General features: G+C 36.0%; 5 protein-coding genes. 3 read left to right on the top strand and 2 right to left on the bottom strand.

Going from position 1 to position 14479, the window contains the following annotated elements; translation table 11 throughout:
- The 3 genes from F7734_RS44260 to F7734_RS44270 all read left to right on the top strand — a co-directional run.
- A partial coding sequence (locus F7734_RS44260; protein ID WP_243147409.1) for an NB-ARC domain-containing protein occupies positions 1-3531 on the top strand: 3531 nt, incomplete at its 5' end.
- 82 nt (positions 3532-3613) lie between these two features.
- Entirely contained in the window at positions 3614-4456 is an 843-nt protein-coding gene (locus F7734_RS44265; RefSeq protein WP_155750724.1) for a hypothetical protein, read from the top strand.
- Between the two features lie 1070 nt (positions 4457-5526).
- Positions 5527-7254, top strand: coding sequence for an NB-ARC domain-containing protein (locus F7734_RS44270; RefSeq protein WP_155750725.1), 1728 nt, complete (start codon positions 5527-5529; stop codon positions 7252-7254).
- Positions 7255-7362: 108 nt separating this feature from the next.
- On the opposite strand, the gene F7734_RS44275 is transcribed toward F7734_RS44270, so the two are convergent.
- Positions 7363-8874 (bottom strand): ATP-binding protein, encoded by a 1512-nt coding sequence (locus tag F7734_RS44275; protein ID WP_155750726.1) that lies wholly within the window; start codon positions 8872-8874, stop codon positions 7363-7365.
- 37 nt (positions 8875-8911) lie between these two features.
- Positions 8912-13939, bottom strand: a complete 5028-nt coding sequence (locus tag F7734_RS44280; RefSeq protein ID WP_347566390.1) for an ATP-binding sensor histidine kinase — start codon at positions 13937-13939, stop codon at positions 8912-8914.
- Positions 13940-14479: the final 540 nt, after the last annotated feature.

Genomic DNA, 14479 nt, shown 5'->3' on the forward strand with positions numbered 1-14479 from the left:
TTCCGAACAGTTTTCAGAAATCTTGCAGCAGCAGAAAGTAAGGCGGAACAGGCAATAAATAGACAAGGGGGACAAGGGGGACAAGGGGGACAAGGAGGAGATGGTGATGAAAATTCTACTCCCTTACCCCCTCACTCCCAATCCCCAATCCCCAAACGAGATTGGGGTGATGCGGTGGATGTCCCCATTTTTCTAGGGCGCATGCAGGAAATGAATACGCTTCAGCAATGGATAGTAGAAGAAAACTGTCGGTTAGTTGCGTTGTTAGGGATGGGAGGTATCGGAAAAACATCGCTGTCTATCAAATTTGCGGAACAAGTTCAAAATGAGTTTGAGTATGTTTTTTGGCGCTCCCTCCGGAATGCCCCTCCTGTGGAAGACATATTGCTCAGCTTACTGCAATTTTTATCTAATCAACAAGCAACAGAAGCAACTTTACCACAAGATACAAATGGCAGAATTTCTCGATTAATAGATTATTTACGTTCCTCGCGTTGCTTGCTCGTTTTAGATAATGCTGAAACAATTATGGGTGGAGGCAATCGTGCAGGACAGTATTTAGAAGGATATGAGGGTTATGGTGATTTGTTCCGACGAGTAGGAGAAGCACGCCATCAAAGTTGCTTGTTATTAACAAGTCGTGAAAAACCCAAAGAATTTGTTGTGCTAGAAGGTGGAACGCTTCCTGTGCGCTCGTTACCAATTACTGGTTTAAAGGAAACAGATGTTAGAGAAATATTAAGAGTCAAAGGTCAATTTTGGGGTTCTGATAATGAATGGCAATTGCTGATTTCTCATTATGCAGGTAATCCTCTAGCGCTGAAAATTGTTGCGGGAGGAATTCAAGATTTATTTGATGGTAGTATTTCCAGTTATATAGATATTTTAAATCAAGGAACTTTGATTTTTGATGACATACGAGATTTATTAAAACTCGATTTTTGCCGATTGTCAGATTTGGAAAAAGAGGTAATGTACTGGTTGGCAATTGAGCGAGAACCAGTGTCTATTTTAGAGTTAAGAGAACAAATTATTTCCTCAGAAGCCAAGCAAAAATTACCGGAAACTTTGAGAGGTTTGAACCAGCGATCGCTTATTGAAAAAACAGCAAATGGTTTTACTCAACAGCCTGTAGTTATGGACTATATTACAGAACGGTTGATTGAGGATTCTTATCAAGGAATAGTGAGTGGAGAAATCAAAATTTTTCAGAGTCATTCGCTGTTAAATGCTCAAGCAAAAGATTATATCAGAGAAGCTCAGGTTCGTCTTACGATTAAACCGCTTATTGATAAACTTTTGTCTGCTGGTCATCAAATTCAATTGGAAAATAGAATAAAGCAAATTCTGGAAAAAGAGAGACAAAAGACACCTCCAGAAATTGGATATTTAGCAGGGAATATTCTCAATATTTTGTCTCAATTAAAAATCGATCTAACTGGCTATGATTTTTCTCATTTAACTGTATGGCAAGCTTATCTACAAGATACTGGTTTGCAAAAAGTTAATTTTGCTGGTTCAGACTTGACAAAATCAGTTTTTGCTGAAACGTTAAGTAGTGTCACATCAGTTGCTTTTAGTTCGGATGGTGAACTGCTAGCGACAGGGGATGTGAATTGTGAAGTGCGCTTGTGGGAAATTAAAGATGTTCAAATTAGATACATAGCATCTTTACAAGGGCATACAAACTGGGTGCATTCTGTAGCATTTAGTCCCGTGTCCTCTAGCAAACCAGAGGGAATGATAGCGAGTGGAAGCGAAGACCAAACTGTTCGGATTTGGGATATCGGCACGGGTGAATGCATCAAAGTGCTGCAAGGACACGCAAGCAGGGTTTGGTCAGTAGCTTTTAGTCCAACTCCATCAGATTTGACCCTAGGAGGAATTGTTGCTAGTGGTGGTAACGATTGTACTATTAAACTCTGGGATGTTGTCACAGGAAAATGTCTGAAAACTTTGCACGAACACACTGGAGGAGTGAGTTCAGTTGCTTTCCATCCTCAAGGAAGTTTACTTGCTAGCGGTAGTGGAGATGGCACAATCCGTATTTGGAATGTCGCCGAGGGTCAGTGTCTGAAAATTCTGGAGGAACACACTGGTGGCGTCAGTTCGGTCGCCTTTAGCCCTGATGGCAGTTTACTGGCAAGTGGAAGTGAAGACAGGACAGTTCGTTTGTGGGATATAAAAGAGTCACGCTGTATAAAAACTTTACAAGGACACACGGCTTTAGTTTGGTCAGTTGCTTTTAGCCCTGATGGCAGTTTACTGGCAAGTGGAAGTGAAGACAGGACAGTTCGGTTGTGGGATATTTCTGAGGGGAATTGCATTCGGGTTTTAGACAGACATACCAACCGTGTTTGGTCTGTGGCTTTTAATCCTATTTTTCAAAATGGGGTTGGTAGCGTTTTGGTGAGTGGTAGCAAAGACCAAACTGTAAGACTGTGGAATGCTGCTAACGGCAGTTGCTTGAGAACTATACGCGGATATACCAATTGGATAGGATGGATTGCCTTTAGTCCTGATGGCAAATTCCTGGCTAGTGCAAATGAAGATCGAATCCTTAGGCTGTGGAATGTTATTGATGGCAAATGTCAAGCGGTTCTTAAAGGACATACCCATCAGGTTTGGTCTGTAGCGTTCAATCCTAATGGAAAAATTTTAGCAAGTGGCAGTGAAGACCGTACAATCCGTTTGTGGAATGTGGACGGGTGCCGATGCACTCATGTTTTATCAGGGCATACCAGCCGTGTTTGGTCGGTCGCTTTTAGTTCGGATGGTAAAACTTTAGCAAGTGGTGGTGGAGATTGCACGATTAAAATCTGGGATGTAGATAGCGGTAAGTGCAAGAAAACAATCAACGAGCACACGAGTTTAGTTTGGTCTGTTGCTTTTTGTCCCACTCCCGTCAGTGCTTTATATAAAGATGGAATACTGGCAAGTGGTAGTGGCGATCGCACGATTAAAATCTGGGATATTAACACTGGTGAATGTATAAAAACTTTAGAAGGGCATAAAAGCTGGGTATTTAGTGTTGTCTTTAGTCCTGACGGTAAAATATTAGCTAGTTCTGGGGCTGATGGAACTATTAGGTTGTGGGATATTTCAGAAGGAACTTGTGTAAAAGTTTTACAGGCAGATACCAAATTGATTTTACAACTTGCTTTTATGCCAGAAGTAGAAAGGCAAGACGTTCCGCCCTTACTAGCAAGTGGTAGTGACGATCGCAAAATCCGTATTTGGGATATTTCTGAGGGCAAATGTATTAAAGTTTTACAAGGGCATGACGCTTGGATTTGGTCAGTTGCATTTAGCCCTAATGGTAAAATTTTAGCCAGTGGCAGTCAGGATGAAACGATAAAGCTGTGGGATACGGACACGGATGAAAATATCAAAACTCTTGTAGCTGAAAAACCCTATGAAGGAATGAACATCACTGAACTTAAGGGTTTAACTCAAGCAAATATTGATACATTAAAATCTTTGGGTGCAGTAGAATTCGGGATGGAGGAAAAAGAGAAAAATTCATTATAAATTTAATATAAGGAAAAGCGGTTAGCGAGTGGGTAGATATTATGTGTTGTTGAATATATATTAAACTACTGGGTAACTGTAAATGTTAAAGCAAAATACTAAACCCTCCAAAACAAAAAATCCCCCTATCACCTTAATACTTCAGGTTTTTACCTGGATAGAAGTTATTGTACTGGTAGCAGCAAGTATTCTTTTGTTCTTTTTTCCGGAGGTTAGCAATTCTCGGTGGGTATGGAAAATTACCCCTTTTAACTCACACTTTTTAGGTGCAGTTTATTTAGCAGCAATAGTACCAACAGCCATGCTATTAGTGGTGCGCCAGTGGAAAATAGCGAGGCTTATCATCCCCATGCAGTTAACTTTTACCATGATTCTGCTAGTAGTTTCACTATTTTATCTAGATCGTTTTAACTTTAGCAGACGGATAACCTGGGGTTGGTTTTTCCTTTACATAATCATTCCTGTCACTACAGCCTGTCATATTTGGCTGTATCGGCGTTTGCGACCTATGGAATCTACTTTTGTATCTTCACCATGGCGCTTTTACCTGCGAGTACAGACATTTTTACTGACTTTTTACGGTTTGGGTTTACTATTTGCCCCAAATACTTTTACTGCTTTTTGGCCTTGGAAAGTCGATAGCTTTCACAGTCAGTTATACAGTGCTGTGTTTTTTACTCTTGCTATTGGTGCATTTTTGCTCTCCCATGTCTGTTTGTATACAGAGCTTTTTACATTAGGATTAACAGAATTTGCTTTGGGATTTACACAAATTTTAGGAGTTTTGAAAGCAGATGCAAAACTTCATAAAATTAACTGGTTAATTCCCAGTACTTGGTTTTGGATTAGCATTTTTGTGTTGCTGCTAGTTTCTGGTGGTGCAATGATTTGGCAATCTCAAAAAACAGCGATCGGTAAACAGTGACAAATGACAAATGACAAAAATATTAAGGTGTTGCGCCTATATCTTTGGTTAATAGGTAGTAGTTTGTTTGTACAGGGTATGATGTCAATGGTTGTGACAATCGCTAACTTTCATCTACCCTCCTTAATTCATAAGCTTATCATTACAGACCCTTTGCACTCTTTCATTCACATATGTTGGGGACTGGTAATATCACTCTTACTTGCTAGAAGAATTAGCAAATCTCGGCTTGTCCTTCTAGCTTTATCATATGGTGTTTTCTTTCTTATTCTCGGATTTACAGGCACATTTATCCATCACCCCTTTGGTATGCAACTGGGAAGAGGTGAAAATCTCTTTCATTTTCTCAGTAGTTCAGCAGCTTTTATACTTGGTATTAGGGTGATAAAAAATTTCTAAATTCTGTGTTGGTTTTAAGCTCAGGAATGAGGAAATAAGCTCAGCTGTTTGCTGTTGTTTCTTCAGATTTTGACTGAAATGTAATGTGAAGGGAACACGTTCTCCACAGCCCATCAACAACACAAATCGATAAATTGTTCTTCCTTTGTTACCATGATATTTTTCCACTACTACATAGAGAATATCTTGAATTTGATATTCTGCCTCAAGGCATTGGGGAGGGAACCAGAAATCTAATTTCCCCCTTTCCAAGGGGGGATTAAGGGGGGTAAATTTAACGTTACAACCTCGATTTGTAAGCTACCCTATTCAATAGCTAAAAACAAGTTTATTAAAACTGCTTATTTATTCAATATAAAGATTTTTTCTAAGTATGTCAGTCAAAAATGGTCAGAATAAGCGATGAGTTTTGTACAAAAATTAGGAGCTTTACAAGTTAAAAACATAAAGGTCATAAAAAGTCATAAAAAGTTATATTTTGTCATAATTTTACCAATAAATATCAGATTTTTTGGAAAAAGATCTGAGGTATTATGTTGAGTAATTAAAGAAAGCTTAAAGTAAGTCGGCAAGAAATGGAAAAATTCTTGTTTGATTCGTAGTTGCGCTGTCTTTGCGCTTAGCGCAACTACGAACTCTCCAAAATTGACAGCATTATCCTATCATAAACTATGAATACTGAGGAAGCCCTTATACTTTTAGACAATTTACTAAAGCCAAAAAGCTTGAACTCCATTCAAGAAATCGTGTTTCGTCATGCCTGGGAAGGAATGGGCTATCGAGAGATGGCACGTAATTGTGGCTATGATGCAAACTATTTAAAAGATGTCGGTTCCAAATTATGGAAATTACTTTCTGAAATCTTGAACCAGGAAGTGACAAAAAGTAATGTTCGTGCTGTTTTAGGAAGATACACGCGCAGTCTTTCCATCCAAACGTCTTTACAGACTCCTCAAACTCAATTAGAGGATGTGGTTGTTTCTTCTAAACTAACTTCTGAAGTAATTTCTCATCAAAATTACAAAGAGACTTTAGATAGGGAAAGCACTAACTCTGACTTAGCAGTTAGCTCTGTTGCGATCGCACACCCTCGCATCGATTGGGGAGAAGCAGTTGATGTTGTCGTTTTCTACGGACGTAATGAGGAACTCACAGAGTTCCAAAAATGGATTGTTGATGAAGAATGCCGACTCGTCGCATTATTGGGTATGGGAGGACTTGGCAAGACTACGCTATCCGTGAAGTTAGCAGAAAAGCTTCAGGAACACTTTGATTATATTATCTGGCGTTCTTTACGCAATGCCCCTCTTGTTGAAGAAATTCTCGTCGATTTCATTCAGTTTCTTTCTCAATCTCAAGAAACTGAAGCGACTTTAGCAAAAGATATTAATGGTAGAATTTTACGCTTGTTAGAGTACTTGCGTTCTTCACGCTGTTTGCTCGTTCTTGATAATGTAGAAACAATTTTACAGGGAGGAGATTCACTTGAAGAGACTGACACCATACGTGTTGGCAACTATTTACCCGGATATGAGGGCTATGGTGAACTTTTTAAACGAGTCGGGGAACTGCGGCATAAAAGTTGTATGTTGATAACGAGTAGGGAGAAACCAAAAGAGTTTAGTTCTTTAGAAGGAGATGGTTTTCCAGTTCGTTCCTGGCAATTAACAGGATTACAAGCAGCAGAGGCACGGAAAGTTGTTCAACTCAAAGGTGACTTCTCTGGTTCAGAAGAAGATTGGGATAATGTTATCAAACATTATGCTGGTAATCCCTTAGCGTTGAAAATAGTGGCTGCGGCGATTCAAGAAATACTTGATGGAGATATTTCTAAGTACATTGAATTTTTAAATAAAGGATTGTTAGTTTTTGACGACCTGCGCGATTCCTTAGAACATCAGTTTAATCGACTGTCTAAAGCAGAAAAGGAAATTATGTACTGGTTGGCAATTGAGCGAGAACCAGTTGCATTATCTGAACTACAGAAAAATATTATATTACCAATTGCCAAGCAAAAATTACCAGAAACTTTAAGAGCTTTAGGACAGCGATCGCTTATAGAAAAACAAGGTATATTTTTCACTCAGAAACCAGATTTAATGGAGTTAGTCACTCAGAAATTTATTGAATGTATATCGGAAGAAATAATAATCGAACAACTGTCCCTTTTGCACAGTCATTTTCTGGTCAAAGCACAGGCGAAGGACTGTATCAAAGAAGATCGGATACGATTGATATTAGCACCACTTGCAAAGAAATTAGTTAAACAGTTAGGAAGTAAAGCTAATTTAGAAATTCGACTCAAAGATATCTTAGAAAATTGTAGAGAAAGTCAAAGTTTTGAACCTAGTTATGCAGAAGAAAATCTTATCAACATACTTCGTTATCTTAACTCCTAAGAAACACAATCCTCTTCCCTTCTTTCTGCCCTCTGCCATCTGCCTTGTGTCTTAAGAGTTAGGGAATTTTTAGGGCTTACTTGCTTCAGATATTTGCTGATGACAACTTCAAATGATAGGAATTTCTATAGTAAACTCTGTTCCTTGGAAGGGCGAAGAAATACAATATAATTGACCGCAGTGCTTTTCAGCCACAATTTGTCGGCTAATCGATAATCCCATGCCAGTACCTTTACCCATGGGTTTAGTAGTAAAGAAAGAGTCAAAAATTTTAGAGCGAACATTCTCTGTCATACCAGAACCGTTATCAGCAATTGATATCCTGATGCGTGAAGTTGAGGAGTCGTTTGAAGAAGAGCCGTCTTTTATTGTCTGGGTATGAATACGAATTTGTGGATGATAATCTACACAACCTTGAGAACCAATACGTTCTTCTATAGCATCAATGGCATTCGTTAAAAGATTCATAAAAACTTGATTGATTTGACTAGCATAACAGGTTACTAAAGGTAACACACCATATTCTTTAATCACTTCAATACCTAGACGTTCAGAGTTCGCTTTTAAGCGATGTTGTAATATCAAGAGCGTACTATCAATACCCTCATGAATGTCAACTGGCTTTTTTTCACTTTCATATAAACGAGAGAATTTCCGTAACGATAGCACAATCTGGCGAATACGTTGGGCACCTAATTGCATGGAAGAAAGTAGTTTTGGTAGGTCAGAAATTAAAAATGGTAAGTCTAGATCTTCAATCTTGTTGGCAATTTCTGATACAGAATTGGGATAGTGAAGCTCGTAAATTTCTTGTAGTTTAATTAATTGTTGAATATATTCACGCATATATATAAGATTGCTATAAATAAAATTGACAGGGTTATTAATTTCATGTACTATCCCTGCAACAATTTGACCTAAAATAGACATTTTTTCGCTTTGTACTAACTGCAATTGAGTATTTTGTAGCTCCTTTAAAGAAGTTTCTAAAGCAATAGCTTTTTCCCTTTCTCTTCGCTCACTGTTACGAAGTGCTGTTTCTATTTTTTGACATCGCTCAATTTCTAGCTGTAATTTATGGCTTAAGGAATAACTTCTTAAAGCAGTTAATATTGTTGTATATAACTTTTGTGTCGTTAACTCAGTTTTAGTTTTATAATCATTAATATCGTAAGTTAAAATAATTTCCTTTTCTGGTACATGACCTGGTTGTCCAGTACGCAAAATAATTCGCACCAAACTATTACCCAAAGTTTCCCGAACATATTTGACAAACTCTAGTCCAGAATTATCCGTCTCCATAATTACATCTAAAAGAATTATGGCAATGTCAGAATGTTCTTGAATAAGCTGTTGAGCTTGACTAGCTGAGTAAGCATTTATAAAAGTTAAAAATTTTTTCTCAAAAACGAAGTTTGTCAGTGCAATTTTAGTAGCAGTATGAACTTCTGATTCATCATCTACAATTAAAATTTTCCAGCTTTCAGTTGGTAATTCTTCATCTATTTCAGCAGCAAACACTAACTCATCATCTAAATTGAGTAAATTGTTAGCTTCAAATGAAGCTATAGTTTGTAATGATTGCTCGTTAGTCATGAAATTTGAATTATTTTGTAACATAATTTTATTCTTTTAGAAAGAATGGTAGTGATTGAAGTTATGAAATTGTGGGTAATCGTAAGGGAACCTTAATAATAAACTTTGTTCCTCTACCCAACTCACTTTGGTAATCAATTTCGCCTTTAAGTTTTTGAGTCACTAAGTTATAAACCAGACTCAATCCCAAACCACTGCCACCTTGACTACGTTTGGTAGTAAAAAAAGGCTCAAAAATTTTACTTAAATTTTCAGGAGGTATCCCTTTACCATCATCAGAATATTCTAGTTGCAGTTGCTCATCAACTTGCTGGAAACTAAAAACGATTTTTCCACAGTCTTCTTGTTCATAAGCATGAATCAAAGAATTCATCAGCAAATTAGTAACAATTTGTGAAAATGCGCCTGGATAAGAATCTAAAACAATATCTTGTTCTCCATAAATCTCAATTGTATGTTTACTTGTTTTCAACTTAGGTTTTAATTGTATTAAAATCTCATTGAGGTAATTTTGAAAATTAAACACACGTTGTACTTCACTAGACTGATCTACTGCCACTTGCTTAAAGCTTTGAATTAACTCTGCTGCTCGATTTAAGTTAATTAAAAGCGTATTACCACTTTGTGTAGTTAATTCAAAAAATTTTTCTAAATCAGAGCGTTTCATGGCACCACTTTGATATTTGGAACAAAAATCTGAAGTATGTTCTACTAAAGCTGAAGCAACAGTAACACCTATGCCTACTGGGGTATTAATTTCATGAGCAACACCAGCAACTAATCCCCCTAGCGACGCCATCTTTTCAGCTTCTATTAGCTTACTTTGTGTAGCTTTTAAATTAAGTAATGTCTCAGATAATTCTTGAGTACGTTTGCCAACTAATTGCTCTAAGTTTTGATTAAATTCTTGTAAGTTCTTGTAAAGTTGAGCATTTTCGATAGCAATAGAAATTTGCGAAGATAATAACCTTAAAAGCTCTAGCCTATCTGTAGTAAAAGCTCCTTCTATTAAATTATTTTCTAGATAAAGAATTGCATTTATTTTACCTTGATATAGTAAAGGCGTACAAAGGATAGATTTAGGTTGAGTAGCTACAATATATGGGTCAGACATAAACTGTCCCTCTTGAGTAGCATTATTTAAAACAACATTTTCTTGAGTGTGAATTACATAGTTGATAATAGCATCTGAAAGTTTTGATTTTTCCTGAGAAGTTGTTTTTGAGACGATCGGGATTGATTGCAGTACAGTGACATCATCACTATTAACTGCACCTTGAGCTTCAATTAACCATTTTCCTTGTTTTTCTAAAATTAAATAACCTTTTTCAGCACCAGCATTTTCAATGACGATCTTCATCAATCTAGTCAGTAAATTGCTCAAAACTATTTCACCAGAAATAGCTTGTGCTGCTTTCATAACTGTAGCTAAATCTAGAGTAACTCCCATGCTAGTAGTAGAATCAGCTGTTGTTTGGATAATCTTAGTTTTAGCGCCTGGATTTGTTAATTCTCGACCTAACAAATTTGGATATTTTTCTTCTAAATTTTTGACTTTACCGGAAGCTCCCCAAAATCTATATTTATAGTGAGCTTTGAGTAAATAAGGTTTAGCAAACTCCTCCTTACCTTTCGCTAACCAGAATTTAGCTGCTAATTCATTAGCTAGGGCTTCATCGTGAATAAATTCACGCTCTCTAGCTGATAAAATTGCTTTATCATATAACTCCATTGCTTCTGCAACTCTACTAGAAATGCGGGCAATCTCTGCTTCTACTAACAAATACTTATGTTCAAAGTTGTCTGAGCATTGTTCTGCCCATTTTTTGATTTTATTTTGATTATCTAGCAATATTCTCCAATAGTTTTCTTTTTCAGATTCAGTAGCAAAGGGATAAAGCGCTGTGAGAATTAAAGAATAATAAAAATAATGATGGCAACTAGAAATATGACCCATCAAATAATTAATTTTTTCTACAGCTAAACTCGACCATTTCTTTGCTTCATCGTACTGCTCATAACTATAAATAACCTGAGCTTTAAGAACATAGTGTTCGCAAATCGCTGCCATGCTCTTATGCTGATAAAATATTTCTAGATACTCTGAATCTCTTAATTCATTTATTTCCCCCATTAAACTCAATGTAGCTATTTTATTAGCTAAAATAATATCAGTAGCCCATTGGTTTTGAGTCTTTTCACAGAATAAAATAAAGTTAGCTATTTCTTCTAAAAGAACTTCCAAATTTAGCCCTTGAAAGAAAAGGGTAATGGTTTGAAACATCCGGTTATATCCTGCCCATTGTAAATTTCCGGACTGCAAACCAATGTTATAACCTTCGTTGTTAATATGAACAGTTGTTTTGATATGATTCATCCAACAATTTAAATAGTTGGCAAATATCACATTATCTTGGCAATTTTGAGCTAAATTATTGGTGAGTTCACTAAGTTTTAAAGATAGCAATCCAAATTCATATCCAGATTGCGAATCTTCTAATATACAACTCAAAATAATGCCATAACAGGAGTAGCAATAGGAACCACCAGACACAAAACCATATTTAAAGGATAGATTAATTGCTTTAATAACAGTAATCTTCCACAAAGTCTGGTGAGAAAAGAATGTTAGTGGACCCATGTTGCCTAATACTTTTAAAGCCACTTTGTGTTTTGGAGACTTCATTTTATCTTCATTAATTAATGAAGAAATTTTTCTATCTTTTAAGTATGCTTGAGCCTCCATTATTTCGGCAGGAAGTATCGCTTCTAAATCTTCTACATTTTGCGGTAAGTTTATTCCTAATAGTGCCAATGCTGCTCGCCCAGCCTGAATTGCCTCTTCATATTTAGTTAGTAAAGTATACTGCACAATCAGCATATTGTAAACTTCGGCTTTTTCAATAGCTAATTTTGCCTGAGATAATATGAGTTTAATCAAAGCTTCAGATTTCTCAAAATTTCCGTTTAGGTATTCAACCTCTGCGCGTTCTTTATAAATTTTGAAAGCTAAACTATAGTCTTGTGTCCATATATCCACACTTAAGCGATCCATTGCTGCGATTAAATATTCTCTAGCAGCAGCATAAGCCATTGAATCTTTAGCTTTTTTACATGCTATCAAGTTTAACTTGGCTATTTCTAACTTTTGATTTAAATCATTAACTAACTCAATACCGTTATTCAGATGATTGATAATATCAAAAATCTTTTCTTCAAGTTCAGCAGCGTTACTATTTTTAAGTAGTAGTTGACCAATTTTTAAATGAACTTGCTTTTTATGCTTATCCAGAATGAGCGCATAAGCGGCTTGTTGCACGCGGTCATGCAGAAATTTAAAATTAAAAATTACAAGACGAGCAGAGATTACTTCTTCTGAAGTAATTTCTAAGTCAGAAATAGGTAAAGTTAAGCCTTCTTGAATTGCTGGTAAAACATCTTGAAAAGTTGCAGCTACAGATTTTTCACTAATAATCGAGAGTGAGTGTAAATCAAATGTGTTACCTATACAAGCTGCTAACTGTAAAACTTGCTGTGTTACATCAGGTAGTTTCTTCAGCTTCCCAATCATTAACTCCACAACATTATCAGTAATTCTCATTGCCTCAATCTTTGAAAAATTCCAGTGCCATAACGCTTGAGTACTCACTGTGGGAGGTTGCAGAATTAATAGATTTTCTTGATATAAAGTTTGAAGAAATTGATTGATAAAAAAAGGATTACCTGATGTTTTACGCATCACTAATTCAGCTAAAGGTTGAACGGTTTGAGCATTACTGTGAAGTGTCTCAGTAATTAGCTCGTTAACGTTCTCAATTGCTAAAGGAGTAAGAGTTATATCGTTAATAATAGCTGCTTTAGAACGTAGTGAATCAAGGGTCATCAATAGTGGATGTCTGGGGTCAACTTCGTTATCCCGATATGCACCAATTAAAAACAGATAGCGCGTTTCTTCATCGGTCATCATGACTTCTATTAACTTTAGCGTAGCTAAGTCAGCCCACTGTAAATCATCTAAAAATATGACTAGAGGATGCTCTGGCAAACAGAATAAACGGATAAAGTTTTGAAAAACTATATTAAAGCGATTTTGAGCTTCTGAAGTTCCTAGCTCTTGTACTGGAGGTTGTTTACCAATTATCAGTTCAACTTCAGGAATAACATCAATAATTATCTGGCCATTAGCACCAAGAGCACCGGAAAGTTTTGCTTGCCATAGATCGAGTTTTTCCTGATTTTCAGTTAATAGTTGTTTAACCAAGGATCGAAAGGCTTTGACTATGGCTGAATAAGGAATATTACGTTGAAATTGGTCAAACTTACCAGAGATATAATAACCTCTAGATTTAGTAATTGGTTTATAGATTTCTTGCACTAATGCTGATTTCCCAATACCAGAATATCCTGAGACTAAAATCATCTCTTTTATTCCAGTGCTAACGCGCTCAAAAGCTGCTAATAATATAGAGACTTCTTGTTCCCGACCATAAAGCTTTTGCGGAATTTGAAATTTACTAGAAAGGTCTTGTTGTGCAATTAAAAAATCTGAAATATAACCTTGATTTTGCAATTGTGTTAGGCATATTTCTAAATCAGCAATAATTCCCCAAGTCGTTTGATATCTTTCTTCCACTGTTTTAGCTAACAGTTTCATCACAATTTTTGAAAGAGGTTTGGGTATTGTTGAATTAATCTCATGGGGTGGAACTGGTTGTTTAGCAATGTGGCAATGGATTGATTCCATTGGATCGTCGTAGTTACAGGGTAATTGTTGTGTTAGAATTTCATAAAAAGTTACACCAAGCGAGTAAAAATCAGTACGATAGTCCATTGCTCGGTTCATTCTGCCTGTTTGTTCTGGAGAAATATAGGCGAGAGTCCCTTCTAGAACATTGGGGTTTTTAATTGTAGGATTTTCATGAGTTAGTATAGTCGAAATGCCAAAATCTATAATTTTGACTTGCGATGTATTGTAATTAATAACAATGTTTCCTGGATTAATATCTTTGTGAATAACATTTTTTTTGTGTATATTGCCTAAAATTTTAGTAATCTTAATAGCTAAATATAAAAATTCAATTATTGTAATTTTTTTGTTTTAAGAATAGATTTTAAGGAATCACACCAAAATCTTCCAAGATGATGACGAGACTATTTTGATATTTTTCTAAGCCATAAATCTTAATTACGCCATCCAAATCTAAATTTTTCGTAATTTCATATTCTTGTTTTATATCTCACTAGTGCTGATGGAGTGGGATAGTCTTGTTTCAAAAATTTGAGAATGACAGGTTGACGATCTTGGTTTCTCTGGGCTCGATAAACTAGTGAATTATTGCTTTCGTAAATTTGACTAAAAACTGTATAGCCAGCTAAAGTTAACATAGATAGTAATTACCTTATAGTTCCCTATTTTTTGTATAGGTAAAATATGAAAAATATCAGCAGTCAGTCAATACAATGTTATTGCAGCTACAGTCAAAAAATGTAACTGTAACTTGAACAATCTAACCTGTTTGCTGAGTCATAAGCTGAGCCTCTTCAAAAAAAGAAGACTTTTGGTTCTTTTACTAAAATTCCCAAAAGTTTAAGAATCAATCAATTTTAAATAAAACTTAATATTTAGGTG

It is taken from the genome of Scytonema sp. UIC 10036 (assembly GCF_009725235.1).

Excerpts from the sequence above, each read along its gene's own strand:
- F7734_RS44275 (WP_155750726.1), bottom strand. The coding sequence starts at position 8,874 with ATGTTACAAAATAATTCAAATTTCATGACTAACGAGCAATCATTACAA.
- F7734_RS44270 (WP_155750725.1), top strand. The coding sequence starts at position 5,527 with ATGAATACTGAGGAAGCCCTTATACTTTTAGACAATTTACTAAAGCCA.
- F7734_RS44265 (WP_155750724.1), top strand. The coding sequence starts at position 3,614 with ATGTTAAAGCAAAATACTAAACCCTCCAAAACAAAAAATCCCCCTATC.